Annotated in this window: 19 protein-coding genes, 15 tRNA genes and 3 pseudogenes; 31 read left to right on the top strand and 6 right to left on the bottom strand. The window is 41.4% G+C overall.

The window, feature by feature from the left end:
* Window positions 1–84: 84 nt before the first annotated feature.
* The 22 genes and pseudogenes from JCM19038_RS19445 (at window position 85) to dacB (ending at window position 10,777) form a co-directional block, all read left to right on the top strand.
* Window positions 85–159, top strand: a tRNA-Asn gene (locus JCM19038_RS19445).
* Window positions 160–164: 5 nt separating this feature from the next.
* Window positions 165–256, top strand: a tRNA-Ser gene (locus JCM19038_RS19450).
* 30 nt (window positions 257–286) lie between these two features.
* Window positions 287–361, top strand: a tRNA-Glu gene (locus JCM19038_RS19455).
* Window positions 362–368: 7 nt separating this feature from the next.
* A tRNA-Met gene (locus JCM19038_RS19460) sits at window positions 369–445 on the top strand.
* A gap of 87 nt (window positions 446–532) precedes the next feature.
* Window positions 533–608: transfer RNA gene (locus tag JCM19038_RS19465), tRNA-Asp, on the top strand.
* A gap of 19 nt (window positions 609–627) precedes the next feature.
* Window positions 628–703 (top strand) — tRNA-Phe (locus JCM19038_RS19470).
* Between the two features lie 6 nt (window positions 704–709).
* Window positions 710–785, top strand: a tRNA-Thr gene (locus JCM19038_RS19475).
* Between the two features lie 8 nt (window positions 786–793).
* Window positions 794–878, top strand: a tRNA-Tyr gene (locus JCM19038_RS19480).
* 9 nt (window positions 879–887) lie between these two features.
* A tRNA-Trp gene (locus JCM19038_RS19485) sits at window positions 888–961 on the top strand.
* Window positions 962–990: 29 nt separating this feature from the next.
* Window positions 991–1,066, top strand: a tRNA-His gene (locus tag JCM19038_RS19490).
* 3 nt (window positions 1,067–1,069) lie between these two features.
* Window positions 1,070–1,144, top strand: a tRNA-Gln gene (locus tag JCM19038_RS19495).
* Window positions 1,145–1,152: 8 nt separating this feature from the next.
* Window positions 1,153–1,227, top strand: a tRNA-Gly gene (locus JCM19038_RS19500).
* A 6-nt stretch (window positions 1,228–1,233) separates the two neighbouring features.
* Window positions 1,234–1,307: transfer RNA gene (locus JCM19038_RS19505), tRNA-Cys, on the top strand.
* A 24-nt stretch (window positions 1,308–1,331) separates the two neighbouring features.
* Window positions 1,332–1,420, top strand: a tRNA-Leu gene (locus JCM19038_RS19510).
* 93 nt (window positions 1,421–1,513) lie between these two features.
* Entirely contained in the window at window positions 1,514–2,002 is a 489-nt protein-coding gene (gene dut, locus JCM19038_RS19515) for a dUTP diphosphatase (RefSeq protein ID WP_042421142.1), read from the top strand.
* Window positions 2,003–2,182: 180 nt separating this feature from the next.
* A pseudogene (locus JCM19038_RS19520) lies at window positions 2,183–3,552 on the top strand (NAD(P)-dependent oxidoreductase).
* Between the two features lie 12 nt (window positions 3,553–3,564).
* Window positions 3,565–4,841 (top strand): annotated as a pseudogene (preA, locus tag JCM19038_RS19525) (NAD-dependent dihydropyrimidine dehydrogenase subunit PreA).
* A gap of 18 nt (window positions 4,842–4,859) precedes the next feature.
* Window positions 4,860–6,266, top strand: a complete 1,407-nt coding sequence (hydA, locus tag JCM19038_RS19530; RefSeq protein WP_042421062.1) for a dihydropyrimidinase — start codon at window positions 4,860–4,862, stop codon at window positions 6,264–6,266.
* 24 nt (window positions 6,267–6,290) lie between these two features.
* On the top strand, window positions 6,291–6,485 hold the full coding sequence (locus JCM19038_RS19535; RefSeq protein ID WP_042421066.1) for a hypothetical protein: 195 nt from the start codon (window positions 6,291–6,293) through the stop codon (window positions 6,483–6,485).
* 10 nt (window positions 6,486–6,495) lie between these two features.
* Window positions 6,496–7,716 (top strand): Zn-dependent hydrolase, encoded by a 1,221-nt coding sequence (locus JCM19038_RS19540; RefSeq protein ID WP_042421069.1) that lies wholly within the window; start codon window positions 6,496–6,498, stop codon window positions 7,714–7,716.
* Window positions 7,717–7,826: 110 nt separating this feature from the next.
* Window positions 7,827–9,113 carry a Bax inhibitor-1/YccA family protein gene (locus JCM19038_RS21415; protein WP_052362032.1) on the top strand — a complete coding sequence of 429 codons (1,287 nt, stop codon included), beginning with the start codon at window positions 7,827–7,829 and terminating at the stop codon, window positions 9,111–9,113.
* Window positions 9,114–9,256: 143 nt separating this feature from the next.
* Window positions 9,257–10,777, top strand: coding sequence for a D-alanyl-D-alanine carboxypeptidase/D-alanyl-D-alanine-endopeptidase (dacB, locus tag JCM19038_RS19550; RefSeq protein ID WP_042421072.1), 1,521 nt, complete (start codon window positions 9,257–9,259; stop codon window positions 10,775–10,777).
* A 53-nt stretch (window positions 10,778–10,830) separates the two neighbouring features.
* On the opposite strand, the gene JCM19038_RS19555 is transcribed toward dacB, so the two are convergent.
* From JCM19038_RS19555 to JCM19038_RS19570, 4 genes are all read right to left on the bottom strand, one after another.
* Window positions 10,831–11,106 carry a hypothetical protein gene (locus JCM19038_RS19555; RefSeq protein WP_152549529.1) on the bottom strand — a complete coding sequence of 92 codons (276 nt, stop codon included), beginning with the start codon at window positions 11,104–11,106 and terminating at the stop codon, window positions 10,831–10,833.
* Window positions 11,107–11,198: 92 nt separating this feature from the next.
* Window positions 11,199–11,283 (bottom strand) — tRNA-Leu (locus JCM19038_RS19560).
* A 137-nt stretch (window positions 11,284–11,420) separates the two neighbouring features.
* Window positions 11,421–11,663, bottom strand: a complete 243-nt coding sequence (locus tag JCM19038_RS19565) for a hypothetical protein (RefSeq protein WP_042421078.1) — start codon at window positions 11,661–11,663, stop codon at window positions 11,421–11,423.
* 154 nt (window positions 11,664–11,817) lie between these two features.
* Complete coding sequence (locus JCM19038_RS19570) at window positions 11,818–12,510, bottom strand: B3/4 domain-containing protein (protein ID WP_042421081.1); 693 nt, start codon at window positions 12,508–12,510, stop codon at window positions 11,818–11,820.
* Between the two features lie 51 nt (window positions 12,511–12,561).
* Here JCM19038_RS19570 and queG point away from each other — a divergent pair, with 51 nt between their 5' ends.
* The 6 genes from queG (at window position 12,562) to JCM19038_RS19595 (ending at window position 17,974) form a co-directional block, all read left to right on the top strand.
* Window positions 12,562–13,680, top strand: coding sequence for a tRNA epoxyqueuosine(34) reductase QueG (gene queG / locus JCM19038_RS19575; RefSeq protein WP_042421084.1), 1,119 nt, complete (start codon window positions 12,562–12,564; stop codon window positions 13,678–13,680).
* Window positions 13,681–13,814: 134 nt separating this feature from the next.
* Window positions 13,815–14,369 (top strand): amidase domain-containing protein, encoded by a 555-nt coding sequence (locus tag JCM19038_RS25635; RefSeq protein ID WP_052362034.1) that lies wholly within the window; start codon window positions 13,815–13,817, stop codon window positions 14,367–14,369.
* On the top strand, window positions 14,347–14,706 hold the full coding sequence (locus tag JCM19038_RS25640; RefSeq protein WP_052362036.1) for an amidase domain-containing protein: 360 nt from the start codon (window positions 14,347–14,349) through the stop codon (window positions 14,704–14,706). Before JCM19038_RS25635 ends, JCM19038_RS25640 begins: the two co-directional genes overlap by 23 nt.
* A 54-nt stretch (window positions 14,707–14,760) precedes the next feature.
* Window positions 14,761–15,234 carry a tRNA (uridine(34)/cytosine(34)/5-carboxymethylaminomethyluridine(34)-2'-O)-methyltransferase TrmL gene (gene trmL / locus JCM19038_RS19585; RefSeq protein WP_042421087.1) on the top strand — a complete coding sequence of 158 codons (474 nt, stop codon included), beginning with the start codon at window positions 14,761–14,763 and terminating at the stop codon, window positions 15,232–15,234.
* Between the two features lie 313 nt (window positions 15,235–15,547).
* A complete protein-coding gene (locus JCM19038_RS19590; protein WP_042421090.1) occupies window positions 15,548–15,856 on the top strand; it encodes an antibiotic biosynthesis monooxygenase in 309 nt (102 codons plus the stop codon).
* A gap of 219 nt (window positions 15,857–16,075) precedes the next feature.
* Entirely contained in the window at window positions 16,076–17,974 is a 1,899-nt protein-coding gene (locus JCM19038_RS19595) for a PrkA family serine protein kinase (RefSeq protein ID WP_042421093.1), read from the top strand.
* 43 nt (window positions 17,975–18,017) lie between these two features.
* On the opposite strand, the gene JCM19038_RS19600 is transcribed toward JCM19038_RS19595, so the two are convergent.
* Window positions 18,018–18,935, bottom strand: coding sequence for a protease complex subunit PrcB family protein (locus tag JCM19038_RS19600; protein WP_042421096.1), 918 nt, complete (start codon window positions 18,933–18,935; stop codon window positions 18,018–18,020).
* Between the two features lie 182 nt (window positions 18,936–19,117).
* On the opposite strand from JCM19038_RS19600, the gene lepB reads away from it, so the two are divergent.
* Window positions 19,118–19,672 carry a signal peptidase I gene (lepB, locus tag JCM19038_RS19605; protein WP_238554500.1) on the top strand — a complete coding sequence of 185 codons (555 nt, stop codon included), beginning with the start codon at window positions 19,118–19,120 and terminating at the stop codon, window positions 19,670–19,672.
* Between the two features lie 225 nt (window positions 19,673–19,897).
* On the top strand, window positions 19,898–21,073 hold the full coding sequence (gene yhbH, locus JCM19038_RS19610; protein WP_042421101.1) for a sporulation protein YhbH: 1,176 nt from the start codon (window positions 19,898–19,900) through the stop codon (window positions 21,071–21,073).
* A gap of 137 nt (window positions 21,074–21,210) precedes the next feature.
* Here the strand turns inward: yhbH and msrA are convergent.
* A pseudogene (gene msrA, locus JCM19038_RS19615) lies at window positions 21,211–21,730 on the bottom strand (peptide-methionine (S)-S-oxide reductase MsrA).
* Between the two features lie 130 nt (window positions 21,731–21,860).
* On the opposite strand from msrA, the gene JCM19038_RS19620 reads away from it, so the two are divergent.
* Window positions 21,861–23,591: a phospho-sugar mutase gene (locus tag JCM19038_RS19620; protein ID WP_042421104.1), complete on the top strand. Its 1,731-nt coding sequence runs from the start codon at window positions 21,861–21,863 to the stop codon at window positions 23,589–23,591.
* The last annotated feature ends 19 nt before the right edge of the window (window positions 23,592–23,610 follow it).

Genomic DNA, 23,610 nt, shown 5'->3' on the forward strand with positions numbered 1-23,610 from the left:
ACATAAGATTATTTACAAAAAAACACTTGCATTCGTGATGGTTTTAGAGTAAAATAATGTTGTCCATGAGGCCAACAGACACATTCCACAGTAGCTCAGTGGTAGAGCAACCGGCTGTTAACCGGTAGGTCGCTGGTTCGAATCCTGCCTGTGGAGCCATACTTGGAGAGCTGTCCGAGTGGCCGAAGGAGCACGATTGGAAATCGTGTAGGCGGCATTAACCGTCTCGAGGGTTCGAATCCCTCGCTCTCCGCCATAACACATTATGCAAGAATAATCTTAAGTTGGCCCGTTGGTCAAGGGGTTAAGACACCGCCCTTTCACGGCGGTAACGCGGGTTCGAATCCCGCACGGGTCACCAACAATATCGCGGGATAGAGCAGTCTGGTAGCTCGTCGGGCTCATAACCCGGAGGTCGGAGGTTCAAATCCTCCTCCCGCAACCAATTACTCTCGATACAACGTCGAAGTAGTAATAAGATAAGCATCAAGATACATACATAATTACTATGAAGTAAAACATTTACGAATGTGGGCCTGTGGTGTAGCGGTTAACATGCCTGCCTGTCACGCAGGAGATCGCGGGTTCGATTCCCGTCAGGCCCGCCATTATTTCAAAAAGTGTTTTGGCTCGATAGCTCAGTTGGTAGAGCAGTAGACTGAAAATCTACGTGTCGGCGGTTCGATTCCGTCTCGAGCCACCATTTGTTGCCGATCTAGCTCAATTGGTAGAGCAACTGACTTGTAATCAGTAGGTTGGGGGTTCAAGTCCTCTGGTCGGCACCATCATAGATGGAGGGGTAGCGAAGTGGCTAAACGCGGCGGACTGTAAATCCGCTCCCTCAGGGTTCGGCGGTTCGAATCCGTCCCCCTCCACCATTTACTAATAGGGGTATAGTTTAATGGTAAAACGAAGGTCTCCAAAACCTTTGATGTGGGTTCGATTCCTACTACCCCTGCCATAACAAATTGGAGCTTAGAGATTACTATGGCGGCTGTGGCGAAGTGGTTAACGCACCGGATTGTGGTTCCGGCACTCGTGAGTTCGATTCTCATCAGCCGCCCCATATTGGGCCATAGCCAAGCGGTAAGGCATCGGATTTTGATTCCGTGATGCGCTGGTTCGAATCCAGCTGGCCCAGCCATTTCTCATGCGGGAGTAGTTCAGTGGTAGAACACCACCTTGCCAAGGTGGGGGTCGCGAGTTCGAATCTCGTCTCCCGCTCCAAATTATGGCGGCATAGCCAAGTGGTAAGGCAGGGGTCTGCAAAACCCTTACGCCCCGGTTCAAATCCGGTGCCGCCTCCAAAGAGAAATTCTGCCTTAACCAATGCCGGGGTGGTGGAATTGGCAGACACACAGGACTTAAAATCCTGCGGTTGGTAACAACCGTGCCGGTTCAAGTCCGGCCCTCGGCACCATTTTTAAAACAAACGCGTAAAGCATACTTTGAAACAGTCACAACTTATGTGGCTGTTTTTGTTTTATAAAGGAGAGTTATACTAGTGAAAAGAATTGATGTGCGAGTAAAGAAACTTGATGAAGATGCTGTAATTCCAACCTATGAGTCACAAGCAGCTGCAGGGTTTGATTTGTATGCACTTGAAGATGTTGTCATTCGCCCTGGTGAGACGAAATTAGTTCGTAGTGGGCTCGCTTTTGAAATCCCTGAAGGGTACGAGATGCAAGTACGACCACGAAGTGGATTGTCAAAAAAAACGAAACTACGTATTTCAAATAGTCCAGGAACAATTGATGCAGATTACCGGGGAGAAGTAGGAATTCTATTGGATAATCTTCATTCAAGCGAAGTTTCTTCGGTCTATAATACGTCAGGCAAAGCAATTGAAGGATTACATGACAAAGGAAGTTATGTCATTGCTAAACATGATCGCATTGCGCAAGGTGTGTTACAAGAAGTACCACAAGCAAACTTCATGGAGGCAGACGATTTAAGTAGTACAAGTCGTGGCAGTGGCGGATTTGGATCTACAGGTCAATAAAGTGAGAAGAAGGTAACGATTCTAGGTTACCTTTTTTTGGCATTTTGTATAGAACTTGCTCTTAAAATTGTACAATCTGTCAGGTGCATATTGCTCGCAAATTCGATACAATAGAGCTCATACTCTTTTGATTAAATAATTGGAATATTAGTAATAATGTCATTTAATCTTACTTCATTCATGAAGGAGGGCTTTCGTTTGAATGTGTTGGATCGTTTAAAAGAGAACTTTGACGAAGTGGAACAAGCTTTATCAAAGCAAGAAGCTGTAGAGGAGTCCAATCGTTGTTTGTATTGTTATGATGCACCATGCATCACAGCATGTCCGACAGGCATCGATATACCCTCGTTTATTCAAAAGATCTCATCTGACAATGTGTACGGTTCCGCACGAACAATTATGGAAGCAAATCCAGTAGGAGCAAGCTGTGCAAGAGTATGTCCTACCGAAGAATTATGTGAGGGTGCTTGTGTTCTTAATCATTCAACAACACCTATTATGATTGGCAAATTACAACGATATGCGACTGACTGGGCGAAACACAATGAAAAAGTATTGTTTAAACGAGGAAGACCGATTGACCGCTCTATAGGTATTATCGGCGGTGGCCCTGCTGGTTTATCTTGTGCAAGAGAGTTAGCAGTGCAAGGGTACGCAGTAACCATCTATGAAGCGAATGAAGAAGCTGGTGGGCTTGATACGTATGGCATCGTTTCGTTCCGACTTCCAAAAGCTGTTTCTCGTTGGGAAGTGGAACAAGTCGAACAGCTTGGTGTAGACATTCAGACGAATTGCAAAGTTGGTGAGGATGTCTCGTTTAATGAAATTCAGTCCAAGCATGATTCAATCGTATTAGCGATTGGTATGGGCGAAGTTCCAAATCTTCATCTTTATGGCGAAACGTTAGAAGGCGTACATGATGCAATTCAACTCGTAAAATCAACGAAAAAGGATGATCTTCCTGAACCGCTAGTAGGTAAACGAGGGTCGTAATCGGAGCAGGGAACACAGCAATTGATGGAGCGACGTGTGCTGTAAGGCTAGGAGCCGAACAAGTTCAAATCTTGTATCGACGTACGAGTGAAGAGATGACAGCATATGACTTTGAATATGAATTTGCAAAGCAAGATGGTGTAGAGTTTCGTTGGTTAACGATGCCTGTACACATTCATGGAAACGATGAAGGGAAAGTCGCTAGCATTGAATGTATGAAAATGGAATTGCAAGAACCTGGTGAAGACGGTAGAAGACGAGTTCAACCAATTGAAGGGTCTAATTTTACGATTAAGGTTGATTTTGTTATTAAAGCAATTGGCCAGGATCGTTATATAGACTTGTTAAATGAGATTGGTGTTGATCACGTTAATGGTGTTGTGCGTGTGGAAGAAGGGCGATTTAGTACTTCATTAGAAAATGTCTACGCGTGTGGTGATGTCACATTTGGAGAAGGTCATGGTGAGGCGATGGTTGTAACGGCAGCAGAACAAGGGAAACAAACTGCCTATCGCATTCATGAACACTTACAAGGTCAAGCTCGTACTTTTGCATAGAGGAGGTTTACGATGGCAGATTTAATGACGAATGTAGGTGGGATTACGTCACCGAATCCATTTTGGCTTGCAAGTGCACCTCCGACAAACTCAGGTTATCAAGTACAGCGTGCGTTTGAAGCTGGATGGGGAGGTGCTGTCTGGAAAACATTAGGCGACCCAATTATTAATACGACTTCACGATTTGCGGCAGTTTCATACAATGGGCAACGAGTGGCAGGGTTTAATAATATTGAGCTGATCACTGATCGCCCTCTAGAAGTGAACTTGAAAGAAATTTATGAAACGAAGAAACGTTTTCCAGATCATGCAATAATCGCTTCGTTAATGATGGAGCCAAAACGTGAGCGATGGCATGAACTTGTTAAACGTGTGGAGCAAGTCGGTGTTGATGGTCTAGAGTTAAACTTCGGTTGTCCGCACGGTATGGCAGAACGTGGGATGGGTTCAGCATCAGGACAAGTGCCTGAACTTGTTGAAAAGCAAACATATTGGGTGAAAGAAGTAGCAACTACACCAGTGATTGTGAAGTTAACACCGAACATCACAGACATTACGGCGACAGCAGAAGCCGCAGTCCGTGGCGGCGCTGATTCAATTAGCCTAATCAATACGATTAATAGTCTTGCAGGTGTTGATATTCATACGTGGAACACGATCCCGAATGTTGATGGCAAAGGGCTCATGGTGGATATTGTGGTCCAGCAGTCAAACCAATCGCGTTGAATATGGTTGCAGAATGTGCTCGCAATGAAAATGTGAATGTACCGATATCTGGTATTGGAGGCATTTCAAATTGGCAAGACGCTGTCGAATTTATGCTAATGGGGGCCTCAGGTGTCCAAGTGTGTACACAAGCGATGCACCACGGATTTCGCATCGTTGAGGACATGATTGAAGGGCTTAGTCTTTATTTGGATGAAAAAGGCTTATCTTCCGTTAGCGAGCTGACTGGCCAATCGGTTAAAAGATATTCGAATTGGGGCGATTTGAATTTAAATCATCAAATTGTTGCTGAGATTAATAATGATGTGTGTATCAATTGCAACAAATGCCACATTGCTTGTGAAGATACAGCTCATCAATGTATTGATATGTTAAAAGATGAAGATGGAAATCCGATCTTACGTGTTCGCGAAGAAGAGTGCGTCGGTTGTAACCTTTGCTCGATCGTCTGTCCAGTTGATGGAGCCATTAATATGGTCGAGAAACTAAATGACCGTCCACCGATGAGTTGGAATGAACGTGAACGTGTGATCACGTCATTAACTGCTTCAAAATCGTCATAACCAGAAAGGAATTCTGATATGAAAATTATAAAAAACGGAACTGTTGTCACAGCTACTGATACATTTCAAGCAGACATAAAAATTGTTGATGACAAGATTGAAGCGGTCGGACTCGGATTAAGTACAGAGGGAGCAGAGGTTATTGATGCTTCTGGACGTTATATCTTCCCAGGTGGGATTGACCCTCATACTCACCTTGATATGCCGTTTGGAGGTACAGTCACGAAAGATGATTTCGAAACGGGAACAGTAGCTGCGGCGTTTGGTGGGACGACGACAATCATTGATTTTTGTTTGACTGAAAAAAGCAAACCGTTGTCGGATGCGATTGAAGTGTGGCATAACAAATCCAAAGATAAAGCAGCAATCGATTATAGTTTTCATTTAATGATCGGTGAGATGAATGATCATGTTCTTAAGGAACTACCGCAAGTCATTGAGCAAGAAGGAATTACGTCATTTAAAGTATTCATGGCATACAAAAATGTCTTCCAAGCAGACGATGCAACCTTGTTCCAAACGTTAATTAAAGCTAAGGAACTCGGAGCACTTGTGATGGTTCATGCAGAAAACGGTGATGTGATTGATTATTTAACGAAAAAAGCACTTCAAAACGATCAAACCGCACCGATCTATCATGCACTCACAAGACCCCCAGAGGCAGAAGGAGAAGCAACAGGAAGAGCAAGTCAATTAACCGCGCTGGCAGATTCACAACTTTACGTCGTTCATGTGACTTGTGAAGAAGCAGTCAAACAGATTGAAGAAGCAAGGAAAAAAGGTGCTGACGTTTGGGGGGAAACGTGTCCTCAATATTTAGTGCTCGACCAAAGCATTATGGACCAACCAGATTTCGAAGGCGCAAAATACGTCTGGTCACCACCGCTTCGTGAAAAACAACATCAAGAGTCACTCTGGAATGCATTAAGAACTGGCTCTTTGCAAACGCTTGGATCGGATCAATGTTCATTTGACTTTAATGGTCAAAAAGATTTAGGCAAAGACGATTTCACAAAGATTCCAAACGGAGGCCCGACGATTGAAGATCGTATGTCGATTCTTTATTCAGAAGGAGTGTGTAAAGGTCGAATTACACTCAATCAGTTTGTTGAGTTAACATCAACTCGCGCTGCCAAGTTATTCGGATTGCATCCGAAAAAAGGAACGATTGTAGCCGGTGCAGATGCTGATCTTGTTATTTTTAATCCGGATGTGACGCGAACGCTCTCTCAAAAAACGCATCATTTAGCGGTTGATTATAATGCGTTTGAAGGATTAGAAGTAAGTGGGAAAGCGGAGACGGTTCTCTTACGTGGACAGGTTATTGTTGAAAACGATCAATATGTCGGTCACAAAGGCCAAGGAGAGTACATTAAGCGAGCGAAGTATGGTCATCAGTTAGAATCGAAAGTCGCGCAACGATAGTTCCTTATAAAAGGAGTGAAAGTGATGAATGAACATGAAGATTATGTGAAAGAAAAGCATCGGATTGACGAGCTATTTGATCGTGGCTATACGATTGAGCACGTAGAAGAGAATCTTGATGGTGCATTCGTGACGTTTCGTTTAGGTGAAGTAACAGAAGTCGTTAATTTTCTAAATGCCAATGCAAGGAAGTATTTTTCGACAAAGATGATCTCTTAAGGAGCAGTCTATGCAAAATCAAAAAATAGCAATTAACGGCAAACGGCTTGAAGAAACAATCGAGAGGTTTGCGGATTTTGGCAGAACTTACAATAACGGGGTAACTCGCCTCGCATTAAGTGCTGAAGATGTTCGTGCTCGTAATTATTTGGTCGAGTGTTGCGAGGCGTTAGGATTACACGTAACCAAGGACGACCTAGGCAACCTTTATGCACGATTTGAAGGAAGTGACTCTAAAGCAGATCCTGTCTATGTTGGTTCTCATTTGGATAGTGTCAAAAAAGGAGGCCGGTATGACGGGGCGCTCGGTGTGATCGCTGCGCTTGAAGTCATCCGTACGATGATTGACTATTCGATCCAACCGAAGCGACCGATTATTCTCGTGAACTTTACGAATGAAGAAGGTGCTCGCTTTGAACCTTCGATGATGAGTTCAGGGGTCTTATCAGGTAAGTTCAATCAAGATGAAATGTACGAGAAACCTGATCAAAAGGGAATTACCTTTCTGGAAGCGTTAAAGGAAAGTGGTTATGAAGGCAAGAAAGACGAGCGCTTAACGAACGGCAAAGCATTTTTAGAACTGCACATCGAGCAAGGTCCGGTTCTAGAGCAAGAAGAAATAACAATCGGTGCGGTAGAATGTGTTGTCGGCATGGTCTGTTATGAGATTGAAGTTCTAGGGGATTCCAATCACGCAGGAACAACGCCGATGGCGATGCGAGATGACGCATTGTTTACAGCGGTCGATACGATTCAATCGCTAAGAAATCGATTGGATCAGTTAGATAAACGTCTCGTCTATACAATCGGGCGTATAGATGCATCGCCGAACATCCATACAGTGATACCAAATCGTATCGTATTTAGTCTTGAAGCAAGGCACCAAGATGAAGACGTCATTTCAGAAGTGGAGCAGATCATTTGCTCTTTCAAAGAACGTAACCGTATTGAACCAAAGCGGTTGTGGCAGAGAGATACGGTCTGGTTTGATTCTGCAGTCGTTAATGTGGTTGAAGAAGCGAGTAAACAATTGGGCACAACGCATCGACGAATGGTGAGTGGGGCTGGGCACGACGCACAGTTTATTGCGTCGATGATGCCTACTGCGATGATTTTTGTTCCGAGTTTACGCGGCAAAAGCCATTCTGAAGACGAGTATACTTCGCCTAAAGATTGTATCACAGGTGTGAATGTCTTATTTGAAGCAGTAAGTACATTGAGTCAGGAATAAGTACCGAAACAGCCATCTGTCTTGTGGCTGTTTCTTTGTGATTCGTTTGAAAATTTTTATGGTCAAGTTCGTTAAGTATAGCAACGTCTTAACAAATTGTAGGTGTTATTGTGATTATTTTAATGTATATTTTTACCGCCATTATCTTGATTACTTGTTTTGTTTTTATCGTTCAAGGGTTAAGGGATTGGTATCGAAAAGTAAAGATACAAAAAACATTGCAACAAATGGGTACAGCAGATCAGTCGTTCTCAAAGCATCACTTGTTCTTATTTTGTAAAGAACATATCGAAGAGAACTATATTACCTTTAAAAAAGGTTATGAAATACTCGAATATGATCGTATGGAGTTTTCAACATTTCAGTATGAGAAAGACCCTGATAATACCGTGGTGCAAGCCTTTGTTGTTGTTAAAGGGAAGAGAGAAAAAACGGAAGAAGAAAAAAATCAATCCTTTTTTAGTTCGTGGCTTAACGAAGGAATTCGTAATAAAAAATTATTTGTATTGTTAACGTTAAGGCGAGCGGAAGGCGAATGGTATGTAAGTCAAATTGAAGAGAAAGAACAAAATAGCCTGGATATAAAGTTTGAATCAGACCTTTCTGATCATCAGTATCAATTCAGTAGAATTCTACGCTTTTATGTTGTTCACGTCTTTAGTTATAAGCCGTGGAAAGAGAAGCGAGCGAATTCAGATTTTAATTTTGACTTCTTTGAAGATCATATCAACGAAAAGAAATCGATGCGATTATCGGGTACGATTGTAAAGACCTTTTTCTTGCTTGCACTCGTTGTTTCATCTGCATCGTTTATGCTTATTCAATATTATGAATATGGAAGAGATTTATTTTGGCTTGGAATTTTGGCAGGCATGCTTGCTTTTATTGTAATCATGTACACACTTAAAAATCCCCGTTTCTCTGCGATCACGACACCGATTTATGCAGTCCTAGAAGGAATGATTATCGGTAGCGTATCGATTTATTACGAAGAAAACTTTCAAGGAATCATCATTCAATCCGTTGCGCTAACGTTTGCTGTCGTTTTCATGATGTTTGTGATTTATAGCTTTTATAAGCCTTCGTACAACTTTATACTCGGCATTTTATCTATGACTACAGCGATCTTTTTGGTTTATGTAGTTGAGGCACTACCAATCTTACCTGAGCAGTATTCTCTCGTATTTGATGATGGTGCTAGAGGGTGGCTTTTTAGCATTGTTATCGTTGTTGTAGCAAGTTTGCATTTGCTCGTTGACTTTGATGTCATCCGACGTGGGATTGAAATTAAAGCAGCAAGGTATATGGAATGGTTCTCAGCATTTAGTTTGATACTGACGATTGTCTGGTTGTATGCAGAGATTCTAAAACTCTTGGGTAGGGCGCGAAACAATTGAGCGTCAATATTTATGGAAATAGCGTATGGTTTTCGTAGGTCTATTTTCGCTACTTATATAGATGATGGTAGTAAAAGCAACGATGAATATTAATTATTCAGAAAAAAGTGATATACTAATAAAAATTGCAATGGAGGTCATGTATGAGAACTTCACACATAACAAAAATAGGATTATTAACGTTAATTGTTGGTGGAACGTTGCAACTAGGTCTATCATCGGAACTGCAAGGGGAAGAAGAGGCGACTGCGAAAATAGAACTTCGGAATGATTTATTGGAGATTTTGGATACAGAACAATTGCAAAGTGCTTTGCCAGGAGTCCACGTTCGTCATAGTGAAACAGGTGAAGAGCTATTTAGTTATAATAGCGATATTAGCCTCGCGCCAGCTTCCGGTCAAAAGCTTCTTGTTGGTGCCACAGCGTTAGACGTTTTAGGGCCAGAGTTTACATTTGAGACAGGAGTTTACACGGACGGCTATACACGCGGAAGCATACTACACGGTAATATTTACTTAAAAGGCGGAGGCGATCCGACGTTACTCGCTTCTGACTTTGATCAATTAGCTAAAGAATTACATAATCAAGGTATTCGCATGGTCCAAGGAGACATTATCGCAGACGATACTTACTTTGATGATACAAGGCTATCTTTAGACCTCTCTTGGGCGAATCAACGAGGACAAGTCGGGGCTCAAGTGTCCGCTTTAAGCTTTGCCCCTGATGCCGCGCTTATTTCAGATGTCGCATTAGATCGTTATAATACGGCCTCGGTCTATGTCGAAGTTCACCCTGGTGAGGAGCCTGGTGATGAGGCCGAAATCAAGGTAACGCCAGAATCTGACTATTATTCGATCGACAATCAGATGATCACGGTTGAAGAAGACGGAGACCGTGAGTTAGCTGGTTGGGGAAGAGATCATGGAACGAACGATATTTTCTTTAAAGGCACAATTCCAGTAGGAGGCGACTCCTTTAATCAATACGTTTCGATTTGGGAGCCAACCAACCTAGCGGTTGACCTGTTTGCAGAAGGTCTTAAAGATGCCCGAGTTCGAGTCAATGGCGATGTTGTCTTAGGTGAAACCCCAGAAGATGCAGAAGCGTTATTTATTCACGAATCAATGACACTCGAAGAACTGATGATTCCGTATATGAAGTTTAGTCAAAACAGTCATTCTGAGCATTTAACGAAAGCGCTCGGCCAAGAAGTTCATGGAGAGGGAAGTTGGGATAAAGGACTGGACGTTGTTGAAGCGTATTTAGAATCTGCAGATGTGAATACGAATGTTGTTCAACTTCGAGACGGCTCTGGTATGTCACACTTAAATGCGATTCCGACGGAAGAAATGACACAATTTCTTTTACATGCTCAAGATGAAGAGTGGTTTGACATCTTTTACGGCTCATTACCGGTTGCAGCAGAAAGTGATCATTATGTAGGGGGAACACTTCGTACACGAATGGCTGATACAGCAGCGGCAAGCAATGTAGCAGCCAAGACAGGAAGTCTTACGAGTAAATCATCGTTATCTGGGTATGTGACGGACGCTGATGGTGAAGAGTGGATCTTCTCGATTATTATGAATAATTATATCGGAAGTTCGCCAGCAGCGGTTGAAAACGACATTGCCATTCGATTAGCAGAATATGAAGCAGATTGAGAAAAAGCGCGGAGGGGCATTTTGCCACCAACCGCGCTTTTTTTCATCTACTCCTATTCATGATCTAATTCATGTTGGACAGGTTCTTCAATAAAGATCTTGTGAGGAATTCCTTCTGCTTGTTCTAAAAACAACGCTCGTTGTTGAGAAATGAAATTGTTTAGTGAAGGATACATTCCATTTGGGCCAATAAGAGTCAACCTAAGCTTACTAACGAGTTCTCCACTGTTATAAACCACGATATAGCGGTTATTCTGTTCATCGACTTCAAAAGAAAATGTTAAGGTCATCGCCGCATTCCTACCTTTAGATCTCGGTAATTTAGACATAAAAAAACTCGTCTAGCGATTCGTTTCTTGAAAAACGATCGAACTGTACGAGTACTGACTAGTCGAACTTATCGTCTAGTTACTATAATAATTGGTGGCGATGGTGGGAGTCGAACCCACACTTCCGAAGAAACGCGATTTTGAGTCGCGCGCGTCTGCCAATTCCGCCACATCGCCATGATTATGTATTGATCTGTTCGCTCTGACAAGTTATATAATAGCACGCCGTTAACGTATATGACAAGCCTTATTTCATATCAATATTAATTTTTATCGTGTAAAGCATTATATAAGGATAACAGCCCGGTTCCATGTTAGTTGGAATCAGGGCTGTTTCTTTTTTGTCGACTTGCTTCTTCTTCTTCTAATTCTTTCACTAACTTTGCCCGGCGTTTTTTGTAATCTTTAACTCTCCAGACGAGGTTGATCATTATAATGACAATGGCCACTCCGATTAAAACGTAAATGATTGTTCCTGTCACCGCACCGGTCATCGCAAGGATGAGCAATACGATCATAATTCCCATCGTGATGTTCTCAAATGTTTTTAAAGACATTGCGTGTAAAAAATCCTTTCTTATCAAATAATAAAGTCAAAGGGGTGTGAGCTTTGAATTTAACGATCTTTGTTGTAGCAATCTTAGTAGGCGTACTAGGCATTGGTTATGGTGTCTTTTCGATTTTTAAGGAACTTGGTTATTCGAACCGAAACTAAATGAATTGTGCTAGCGGTTGTTCACGATGTAGAACAGCCGTTTTAACTTGTCCACCATGAACTTGTGTAAACAAGTCACCGATATGCTTCGTAAACGTAATCGCTTCATCTTCGCTTTTGCTCGGAGGAATGTATAACACGTGTAGTCCGTTTGTCGTTCCATGATCTATAGCCGTTCGGACACTATCGACAACCGGGCTACCGAATGGACCGTTTGCATCTTTTGTGATGAGCTTACGTTGTGCAGAATTTACTCTGCCATTTAGCCCTTCAAACGATTCATTAGATGTACCGAGGGTGACCGTAACATCTCCATGTATATTTTCCATGTTATAAAGCCCGAGTGGAAGTTCATATTGCAAAGAGAAAAAGTTATTTAGACTTACCGCTGAGGATATTTCAGGAAGCGGCTTTTTCGCTTTAATTCTTCGAAATAGAGCTTCGTGTGACGGTCGATATTTCCCTGGATCGACACCAATCGCTTTAAACACTTGCCTCCACTCTCGAACGCCTTCATAATATGTAACAGGTTGATCTAACAAGTCCAACTCAACGGTGTGACGATGAAGTTCAATTCGACTCGCAAGTTGATCAGGAATGTTACTAACGACAATATTCTCATATTGAATGAGACCGACTTTAAACGATGGAACGTGTTGAATGAGTTGTTCAGATAAATGAAAGTTCATCGTAACCTCCTTCTCACGTTCATTTTAGCATAATTGAAAGGAACGCTCGAAATGAATGAGGAATTAAAACAAGAGATTATCGCATATAGCAAAACGATCGGAATTGATAAAATTGGTTTTGCTAGTGCGGATCCTTTCTTAACATTAAAAGAACGCTTAAGGGAACAGCAACGACTAGGCTATGCATCTGGGTTTGAAGAATCCGACATTGATTTACGAACTGAACCTGAACGGTTGCTGCCTTATGCGAAATCAATTATAGCCATTGCACTAAGTTACCCATCCAAGTTGAAAAACCCTCCCAAAGGCGTTAAAGGAAAGCGCAGAGGGTTATTCTGTCGTGCTTCTTGGGGTGCTGATTATCATCATGTTCTAAATGATCGTTTGCAAAAACTACAAGAATTCATTGAAAGCAAGGTCCCTGATGCGAAGACAGCGTCGATGGTCGATACCGGAGCATTATCTGACCGAGCTGTAGCAGAACGAGCGGGTATAGGATTTAGTGGAAAGAATTGTATGATTATCACGCCTGAATATGGTTCATACGTTTATCTCGGGGAAATGATTACGACGATTGCGTTTGAGCCTGACACACCAATTGAAGAAGGTTGTGGAACGTGCAACAAATGTGTAGAAAGCTGTCCTACAGGTGCGCTCATTCAAGGTGGACAACTTGATGCACAAAAGTGCATTGCATTTTTAACGCAGAAAAAGGACTTCATTCCAAAACAATATCGTAAGAAAATCGGTAATCGCTTATACGGTTGTGATACGTGCCAAGTCGTTTGTCCAATTAACAAAGGCAAAGGTGAGGAGTATCAACCGGAGTTTGAACCAGACCCTGAGAAAGTTAAACCAGAGTTGTTACCTTTATTATCGCTTTCCAATCGACAATTTAAAGAGAAGTATGGGGATATGGCCGGTTCATGGAGAGGGAAGAAACCAATTCAGCGTAACGCAATTTTAGCACTTGGTCATTTTAAAGAAGAATCAGCGAGTGAGACGCTAAGGCAATTACTAACCGATGACGCAAGACCGGTCATTCGTGGCACTGCAGCATGGGCACTTGGTGAAATTGGTGGCGACGATAATGAACTTGCGATGCAGCAAGCGTTACAAAAAGAAGAAGATCTAGACGTAATCAAAGAAATTGAAGAAGCGTTAACGTGAAACTTCCGTTAAGGGCGTTGTCTGAAGAACTGAGTGAGATGTTCAAATAGGGCAACGGACTTTTCGGAAGTTTTTTTATCTTGAACTGCAAATTGTTCGCATACATTATAAGTAATGGGGAAGGAGCGTTCAGGATGAATAAGTTAGTAAAAAAGCGACTTGCGGCGCATTTTCAGCAGTTGGCAGAGTGGAAAGCAAAAGGAGTTGATGTGAAACTACTGACTCCAGAAGAAAAAAAAGTAACGCAACGAATTAAAAAACAAACGCGCAAAGCCAAGCTCGTGAAAGTACATGTTGATGCCACTCCTTATAAAATTATTACGACAGGTCACGATTCTCAGATTGATTATTTATTAAACGTGAGTAAACTGTTTCGTTTCGGTGAGGATTTTTATTTAGAAGAAATGAATGAAATCCGGCAAATTATTTTAAAGCATAACAAAATAATGAGTGATCAAGAAAAACAACGAAATCTCACAGTCGATGTTAGAAAGCAAGGACGGAGCGAACATAAACGACAAATTCTCGATCGTACCGGTACTTACAACCGCCTAAAAGCTGTACAATACGCTGAACGTTGGTGGAATGACTATAATCCTGATTATCCCGAGTTTACAGACAACTGTACGAATTTTATCTCCCAATGTTTACATGCGTGGTGCGCCGATGCATGGGGTCCCGGTTCGTGACCAAGGGTGGTGGTGGAGAGGAGAAAACTGGAGTTACTCGTGGGCGGTTGCCCATTCATTACGGTGGTATTTAAGTGGCTCAACAAAAGGCTTAACGGCTAAAGAAGTTGAACGGGCCGAAGAGTTACGACCTGGTGACATTGTTTGTTATGACTTTGATGGCAGTGGAAGATGGGATCATAATGCAATTGTCGTTCGAAAAGACAATGAACGCCAACCCCTCGTTAATGCTCAAACCGCGAATAGTCGCAATCGGTTTTGGAAGTACGAAGATTCTACAGCCTGGACAGAGAACATTAAGTATAAGTTTTTTGCGATCCATGATCAGTTTTCGTAACGTAAGTTTGTGCTATACTGTGTGATGGAACATTATCGAAGAGGAGTCAACAAGATGGCTTTGCATATTGTATTACATGAACCAGAAATTCCAGCAAACACAGGAAATATTGCACGAACGTGCGCAGGTACGGGAACAGCTCTACACTTAATTCACCCGCTAGGTTTTTCGACAGAAGACCGAATGTTAAAGCGAGCAGGCTGTGATTATTGGCCGAGTGTTAATATTACGTATCACGATTCTTTAGAAGCGTTTTTAGCCTTAAGAAAGAATGATCGTGTATTCTTCGTAGAGACGACCGGTAGCGATTTGTATACGAACTTTGATTATAGTGATGTTTCAGAGGATGTTTATTTCGTCTTTGGAAAAGAAACGAAAGGGCTACCTGAATGGGTGGCAACGGAGTATCCTAATCAATGCATTCGTTTACCACAAAATGACCTTATTCGTTCGTTGAACCTTTCAAATGCTGCAGCGATTATTATTTATGAGGCACTACGTCAACGAGGCTTTCCAGCAGTTAACTAATGAACAAACCCCTGTGGATCTTCCACAGGGGTTTGTTGTTGTCTTATTGTTGATGAGGTTTTGAGTTTTTGCCAGCAGTCATAATAGCAGTGATGAACGCCGCGCAGACAGTTAATAGTAAAAATAAGCGCATCTAAGTAGTTGCCTCCCTTAACAGTCATTCGATTCAAAGTAGATGAGACCTAGCATCACTTTGGACACATACTAGATAGTATTATTATAGCGAATAATTGTTTTTATGTACATGTTTGTCAGTGAATCGCCATTCCCCTATACTAAAAAGGAATGGTGATTAAAAAGGAGGAGTTATGCAATGTACGTTGTAATGAATGAATTAAATGTAAATGAAGATCAACATGAACACGTGAAAGCACGTTTTGAGAAGAGTAAAGATCGTATGAATGATGTACCGGGTTGCTTAGAATTCCTTTTCTTAGAAAGTGAAAAAGAAGATGTAAGCTTTATCGTTTTTACGAAATGGGAAGCAAAATCAGATTATGAAAACTGGCTAAACAGTGACGCGTTTAAGCATGCACATCGTGGGCAACAATCGCAAAGCCAAGAGAAACCTCCAACAACTGCGAGCAACTTACGTTCGTTTGACGTTGTTTTTCATACGTAAAATCAAGAGGTCATCGTCTTAGACGGTGGTCTTTTTTTATGGACGGATTGTTTCCTTTCCTAAGGTTATCTTCATCTAGGTGGCTGCATAGAATAAAAAACACATGGGGATGAGCGGAGCCGAAAGGCGGTTTGCGCTTCTTTTTCATTGTTGTTATTCCTAAACAGGCTGTCGGGGTGAGTCAGAACATATAACGATCCGAAAAAGGGAGGCCATTCGGTGGATATACTATCTAAAATGAAGGATTACCGTCATGAACATGAAAAGTTAAAATGGGAAGGAACGTTCAGAGAATATTTGGAGATCCTTAAAGAGCGACCAGAAGTTGCGCAAACAGCACATTCGAGAATGTACAATATGATTAAAAGTCATGGAATTGAAGAAAATGAGGATGGATCGAAAGCGTATAATTTTTTCAACAATTCGATCTTTGGCGTTGAGGATTCTATTGAGCGTCTCGTAGAAGAGTATTTTCATTCCGCAGCTAGAAGGTTAGATGTTAGAAAGCGGATTTTGCTTCTGATGGGGCCTGTTAGTGGCGGTAAATCAACATTAGTAAATATGTTGAAGCGCGGGTTGGAGCAGTTTTCGTATACCGATGAAGGGGCGGTCTATGCGATTAAAGGCTGTCCGATGCAAGAAGATCCGTTACACTTAATTCCTCACCATTTACGAGAAGATTTCTTTGGCGATTATGGCATCCGTATTGAAGGGGCGTTATCTCCACTTAATACGATGAGACTTGAGGAAGAGTACGATAACCGTGTGGAAGATGTTATGGTAGAGCGGATTTTCTTTTCTGAAGATAAGCGTACTGGAATTGGTACATTTAGTCCTTCTGATCCAAAATCACAAGATATTGCGGATTTAACGGGAAGCATTGATTTCTCAACTATTGCAGAATACGGTTCAGAGTCCGACCCTCGTGCGTATCGTTTTGATGGAGAACTAAACAAAGCCAACCGTGGACTCATGGAATTTCAAGAAATGTTAAAGTGTGACGAGAAGTTCTTATGGCACCTATTGTCGCTCACGCAAGAGGGGAATTTCAAAGCGGGACGTTTTGCGCTCATTTCGGCCGATGAGCTCATTGTCGCACATACAAATGAAGCGGAGTATCGTACGTTTATAAACAACAAGAAAAATGAAGCGTTACATTCGAGAATTATCGTTATGAATGTTCCGTATAACTTGAAAGTGACGGAAGAAGAGAGAATATACGAGAAGATGATTCGTGAAAGTGATATGGCCCATGTTCACATCGCACCTCATGCGTTAAAAACAGCGGCCATCTTTACGGTTTTAACTCGTCTAAAAGATTCGAAGCATCAAGGAATTGACCTCGTTAAGAAGATGAAATTGTACGATGGTCAGGTCGTTGAAGGCTTTAAAGAACAAGATGTCATAGAGCTTCGTAAAGAACATCAAGATGAAGGGATGACTGGGATTGACCCTCGTTATGTCATTAACCGGATCTCTTCGGCAATTATTCGCAAAAACTCAAAATCAATTAACGCACTCGACGTGCTGCGAGCATTAAAAGATGGTCTTAGCCAACATGCTTCAATCTCAAAAGATGACCGCGAACGGTATCAAGATTTTATTTCTGTTGCAAGAAAAGAGTACGATGAAATCGCAAAACAAGAAGTTCAAAAAGCTTTCGTGTATTCATACGAAGAGTCGGCTAAAACGATGTTGAACAACTACTTGGATAACGTCGAAGCGTTTTGCAACAACCAGAAGCTGTATGACCCGATTACAGGTGATGAATTAAGTGCAGATGAAAAGCTAATGCGTTCGATTGAGGAGCAGATTGGCATCTCCGAGAATGCGAAAAAAGCGTTCCGAGAAGAGATTTTAATTCGAATCTCTGCGTATGCAAGAAAAGGTCATAAATTCGATTACAATTCTCATGAACGTTTACGAGAAGCGATTCAAAAGAAACTATTTGCTGACCTGAAAGATGTCGTTAAAATTACGACGTCGGTAAGTACACCAGATGAATCTCAGCTGAAAAAGATCAATGAAGTCATTGCAAGGCTCGTGGATGAGCACGGCTACAATACGACTTCAGCGAATGAACTGTTGAAATACGTTGGAAGCTTATTGAATCGCTAATCAGACAAAAAGAACCCAGCAGTTAAACACTGCTGGGTTTATTTTACGATTTTGTTAAGCCGTATTGATGTGGAAATGGAAGCGTTGGATGTAGCGGTAGAAATGAAGATGGAATGCTTACAGGAGGCAATAATGACTCACTGGACGATTGTTCGTCGTTGTGCAAAATGATATAGGAGCCATCTTCGTTCTCACTGAGGTGAATGCTAAATAGATGATCAGAATCATCCTCAGCTTCAATTGGTTGTTCACCATCAAATTCCATTTCTTGGTACTCTAACCATGTAGATGGTGGCATATCACGCATCTCAACATCTTCGTCAATGTAAAACGGCTGTTTATAGCTTTTAGAAAGTGACTGATCACTTTGATTCTCGATTGAATCATTGACGTACAGATAATAAAGACCACCATGATTGTAACCGTCTGAAGGGGGTCTTACTTGGATTTGCGTCGGCGTGTAAATGAAAATAAAGTTGTGAATGACGTTACCTTCGTGATCTGTAACGAATAAGGACTCATTGCTAATTGTTTCTTCATCAAATGGCTCACTAAACTGCAACTCAAAAGAATGTGTTTCGGAAACCGTAAGAAGAGGGAAATGATGATAAAAACTGCTATCGCGCTCTTCAATTAATTGAATGTCTTGATATTCACTCGGTACCATTGTCGTTGTTCTTGGAAATGCAGTGGTTTCAAGTAATCCAGGTTCATTTCGTTCAGGTGTTGTTAATGAGTAAATGATTTGCCACTCACCATCTTGTTCATAGCTATCAACAATTTCAATTCGATATCCTGTATTCGGATGTGGTCCCCATACTAATTCAACATATTCTCCATCTCTGTTTAGCTGAATGGTCGGTGGTGCGTCTTCAGTTGGTTCCAAAGAATGTGTGGTATGATAAAGGAACGGGGAAACAATCATTATGATACTCACAAGGATTGTTGAAATAAAACTCATAAAGTCACCTCTGCTCGTTCCGAGTCCTAGTAATAGACGAGTTCTTGTACGATGAAGTTACATACCTATACGTATTTTTCACAAAAATAACGTAAAAAGCAAGTAAAACATAAAAAAAATATGTAAAAAGTCGTAGAGCAATTCAAATGAAACGCAACATATTCAGTTTGGGGGTTACGGCATTGACAAGTTTATCAAAAGAAATTTGGGATTGGGTAAAAACATTTATTATCGTCATTTGCATCGTCGTAATCGTAAGGACGTTTTTCTTTGCAAACTACATGGTACACGGTGAATCAATGATGCCGACGATTGAAAGTGGAGAGCGCCTAATCATAAATAAGATTGGCTACCACATTTCAGAACCTGAGCGTTTTGACTTAATCGTTTTTCATGCTACCGATGAAAGTGATTACATTAAACGAGTAATTGGCTTACCTGGAGATTCAATCGCCTACATTGATGACGTGCTCTATGTAAACGATGAACCGTTACTCGAAGATTACTTACAACCGTCAATAGCAGAGACAACAGGAGGTCCATTTACGAGAAATTTTACATTAGAAGATTTAGATCTTGAAAGTCAGATCGTTCCAGACGGTCACTTGTTCGTATTAGGCGATAATCGTAGAAATAGTCTTGATAGCAGACAGATCGGTTATGTAGAATACGATAGCATCGTAGGAAAAGCGAACATCCGCTATTGGCCAGTAAGCGACTTTTCGATTATTAGTTAGTCGTTACAATGGCTTATTCAATTGTCACTCTGCTGCTTCTCATCACTGAGAGGCTTTTTTGTTTGCTTGAAATCTGGACGACTCTTTTGCAAATCAAATGACAATTCTTGTTTTCTGCTGCATACGATGGGAGTAGTACGACGTGTCCGAAATACGATGACGATTAAAATTATTGAACATTCGGTTTCTTGGGGAGAGCTGTTTGTTCTTTAGGAGGGTTTTTAGATGGATGAAAAGCAACTGCCACCCTTTGTCATATCAGAAGAGAATTGGTCCCTCCATCGCAAAGGCTATCTCGATCAAAGACGTCATGAAGAAAAAGTAAAAGATGCCATACATCAAAATTTGCCAGATTTAATTACAGATGAAAGCATTGTGATGTCCAATGGGCGTGATGTCGTTCACGTACCAATTCGTTCCTTAGATGAATACAAAATTCGTTACAACGATGATAAGAAGCAACATGTAGGGCAAGGGGATGGCGATAGTCAGGTTGGGGATGTCGTTGCAAGAGCACCCGGTAAAGATAAAGCAAACGGTCCTGGTAAAGGAAACAAACCTGGGGATACAGCGGGTGAAGATTATTATGAAGCAGAAATCTCAATTGCCGAATTAGAAGAAGCACTGTTCCAACATTTAGAGTTACCGAATCTACAAAAGAAAGATGATGAGGATCTCGTCGTAGAAGACATTATCTTTAACGACGTTCGTAAAAAAGGTCTGATTGGAAATATCGACAAACGACGGACAATTTTAACCGCATTAAAACGAAACGCCATGGAAGGAAGACCTGGAATCAATCCGATCTATCGAGATGATTTACGATTTAAAACGTGGAATGAAGAGATTAGACACGAATCAAAAGCGATTATCATTGCGATGCTTGATACGTCTGGTTCAATGGGGAAATGGGAAAAGTATATGGCGAGAAGCTTTTTCTTTTGGATGACACGCTTTTTACGTACGAAATATGAAAGTGTAGAGATTGAGTTCATTGCGCACCACACAGAAGCAAAAGTCGTTGATGAAGAACACTTTTTTACGAAAGGTGAGAGTGGGGGAACGATTTGTTCATCCGCTTATGAACTTTGCTTACAGCGTATAGAAGATCATTACGATCCGAAAGTGTACAATATTTACCCATTCCACTTCTCAGATGGCGACAACTTAACATCGGATAACAAAAAATGCCTCAAACTGATTGAGCAGATTATGGATAAGTCGAACATGTTTGGTTATGGCGAAGTAAACGCATATAGTCGTCACAGTACGCTAATGAACGTCTACCAAAATATTAAAGATCCAAGGTTCAGGCACTTCATATTAAAAGAAAAGAAACATGTTTTTAATGCATTGCAGTGGTTTTTCAGTAATGAAGAGAGTCACGCAAAAAACGTATAAACACTCAAAAGATCGGCGTATTTCATGTGCCGATCTTTTTTTAGTTAAAAGATTGGGAATTAAACTTACTCATAAGTGGGCTGCGAGTACCTTAGCTGACAATAAAGAAGTTTACAAAAGCCGTCACTAAGTTCGTTTTATTCCCAGTGATGACGGATGAACTCATCTCGACCGGACGCTTTGCGGTCTGTTTTGTAGTAAGCAGGATTCGTTTTATAAAACTGCTGATGCTCGGCTTCTGCCGGATAAAAAGTCGTTGCTGGCTTAATTTCTGTGACGATCGGTTGCTTAAAACGACCACTTGATTCGAGTTCAATTTTTGACTTCGTTGCAAGTTCTTTTTGTTCAGCATTCACGTAGAATATTGCGGTACGGTATTGACTGCCGCGATCGTGAAACTGCCCGTTAGTCGGTTGGATCAATTTGTGGCCAAAATAAATCCAATAGTTGAGTGTACTTATAAAGGGTCGGATCATAGAGAATTTCTACGGCTTCGTAGTGTCCGCTCGTCCCTCGTTTCACTTGCTCATATGTAGGGTCTGAAATCTCTCCACCTATATAACCTGAGGTTACAGCTTGAATGCCTGCTTGTTCTTCAAATGGTTGCACCATACACCAAAAACAACCACCTGCAAAAATGGCTCGTTCAGTTGCCATCAAAATCACACCTTCCTTAATCCAATTTTACCAAAGAACGCCTACTAGTACGAACCTACCTTATGAGATGGTATAATACAATTAGTGATTGCGCTAGCATGATATTTGGTTAGCCCAAGGGGGAGGATTCATGATACAACAACGTATTGATCATTGGAAAGAAAACGTTCAAGATGAAGCGCTACGTCAAGACCTTGAATCATTGCAAAATGGCGATGAGGTAGTCTTACGTGATTGCTTTTATAGAAACCTTGCATTTGGTACTGGGGGAATGAGGGGCGAATTAGGTGTTGGACCAAACCGGTTGAACATCTATACCGTACGAAAGGCAGCATTAGGACTTGCCCATTACTTAACGAATAATAATCAACATGGCGGTAAAGTCGTCATTGCTTATGATTCTAGGCACCAATCACAAGAGTTTGCTAATCAATGTGCTCTTACGTTAATTGAAAATGGCTATAAAGCTCTTGTATTTAAAGAGTTAAAGCCGACACCGATGTTGTCATTTGCCGTTCGTCACACCAAAGCAGTGGCAGGTATTATGATTACTGCAAGCCACAACCCCCCTGAATACAATGGGGTGAAAGTATATAACGAGCAAGGTGCACAACTACCTTTAACGCAATCAGATGAACTCATTAGCTATGTAAATGCCGTAGAAGATGAATTAGCGATTGCTGTTGCGGATTATACGGAAGCAGTAAACAATCATCAGTTTACGTTTGTACCTGAGGATGTGGATAATGCGTATCAAGAAGCGCTAACCTCTATCGTACAAGATCAGGAACAAGTAAAGGCTCACGGAGCAGATCTATCGATCGTTTTTAGTCCATTACACGGAACAGCGAGAAAGCCTTTACGACGAGCGCTTATTGAAAATGGGTTTACTAATGTGACACTCGTTTCAGAACAAGAGCATCCTGACCCACAGTTTTCAACGGTGAAATTGCCGAATCCAGAAGATCCAGCGGCATTTTCATTGGCGATGAAAAAAGGCAATGAAATGGGAGCAGACGTCTTAATTGCCACTGACCCAGACGCAGACCGAATCGGAGTAGCGGTTCCTGATGAGAATTCGGCTGCAGGATATCGTTTATTAAACGGAAATGAAACAGGACTACTGTTATTGCATCAAATGCTTCAAAAAAAATCAGAGGGTGTTGGCGTAACGAACAACGATCACGTTTTAAAAACGATTGTTACATCGGAATCAGGTCGTGTCATCGCAGAACACTTTGGTGCAAATTGTATTGATACATTAACGGGTTTTAAATTTATTGCTGAGAAAATTGAAGAGTTTTCTAGCGATAATCGTGAGTTTTTGTTCGGTTATGAGGAATCTTACGGTTATTTATTAGGCTCTTTCGTTCGTGATAAAGATGCCATTCAAGCGGGTATGATTATCTGTGAAGCTGCATTGTTAGCTAAAGCGAATGGCGAAACGTTATTGGATCAACTGCACCATATTTATGATCAGTTCGGTTATTTTAAAGAGCAAACGAATAGCATGGAACTAAAAGGCGAGCGTGGCGCAAAGCAAATCGAACAATTGATTCAATCGTTAAGAAAAGAGCCGTTTGAAGCTATTAACGGAATTGCCGTTAAGACAATTGAAGACTATCAGTTGCAGGAAAGAGTAGAAGTGACGACGAATTCCAAAGTAGCACTGGATTTGCCTAAATCAAATGTTATTAAGTATTTCCTTACTGATGATACGTGGATTTGTGTACGGCCTTCGGGCACGGAACCGAAACTGAAAGTTTATTTTGGTGTTCGCAGTGAAACGAGTGAAGGTGCTCATGAAAGACTCGCTGACGTTTCCGAAAACGTAATGAACGAACTAACGAATCGACTGTAAAGCTGTTTGTGTTATAGGT

This window comes from Geomicrobium sp. JCM 19038 (assembly GCF_000698125.1).
Classification (GTDB): Bacteria; Bacillota; Bacilli; order Bacillales; family Marinococcaceae; genus Geomicrobium_A.

Coding starts and splice junctions, on each gene's coding strand:
- JCM19038_RS19570 (WP_042421081.1), bottom strand. CDS start 12,510: ATGAACTTTCATTTATCTGAACAACTCATTCAACACGTTCCATCGTTT.
- JCM19038_RS19555 (WP_152549529.1), bottom strand. CDS start 11,106: ATGTCTAAATTACCGAGATCTAAAGGTAGGAATGCGGCGATGACCTTA.
- hydA (WP_042421062.1), top strand. CDS start 4,860: ATGAAAATTATAAAAAACGGAACTGTTGTCACAGCTACTGATACATTT.
- JCM19038_RS19535 (WP_042421066.1), top strand. CDS start 6,291: ATGAATGAACATGAAGATTATGTGAAAGAAAAGCATCGGATTGACGAG.
- yhbH (WP_042421101.1), top strand. CDS start 19,898: ATGGATGAAAAGCAACTGCCACCCTTTGTCATATCAGAAGAGAATTGG.
- JCM19038_RS25635 (WP_052362034.1), top strand. CDS start 13,815: ATGAATAAGTTAGTAAAAAAGCGACTTGCGGCGCATTTTCAGCAGTTG.
- JCM19038_RS19600 (WP_042421096.1), bottom strand. CDS start 18,935: ATGAGTTTTATTTCAACAATCCTTGTGAGTATCATAATGATTGTTTCC.
- trmL (WP_042421087.1), top strand. CDS start 14,761: ATGGCTTTGCATATTGTATTACATGAACCAGAAATTCCAGCAAACACA.
- JCM19038_RS19540 (WP_042421069.1), top strand. CDS start 6,496: ATGCAAAATCAAAAAATAGCAATTAACGGCAAACGGCTTGAAGAAACA.
- JCM19038_RS19620 (WP_042421104.1), top strand. CDS start 21,861: ATGATACAACAACGTATTGATCATTGGAAAGAAAACGTTCAAGATGAA.
- JCM19038_RS25640 (WP_052362036.1), top strand. CDS start 14,347: ATGCATGGGGTCCCGGTTCGTGACCAAGGGTGGTGGTGGAGAGGAGAA.
- JCM19038_RS19590 (WP_042421090.1), top strand. CDS start 15,548: ATGTACGTTGTAATGAATGAATTAAATGTAAATGAAGATCAACATGAA.
- queG (WP_042421084.1), top strand. CDS start 12,562: ATGAATGAGGAATTAAAACAAGAGATTATCGCATATAGCAAAACGATC.
- dacB (WP_042421072.1), top strand. CDS start 9,257: ATGAGAACTTCACACATAACAAAAATAGGATTATTAACGTTAATTGTT.
- JCM19038_RS19565 (WP_042421078.1), bottom strand. CDS start 11,663: ATGTCTTTAAAAACATTTGAGAACATCACGATGGGAATTATGATCGTA.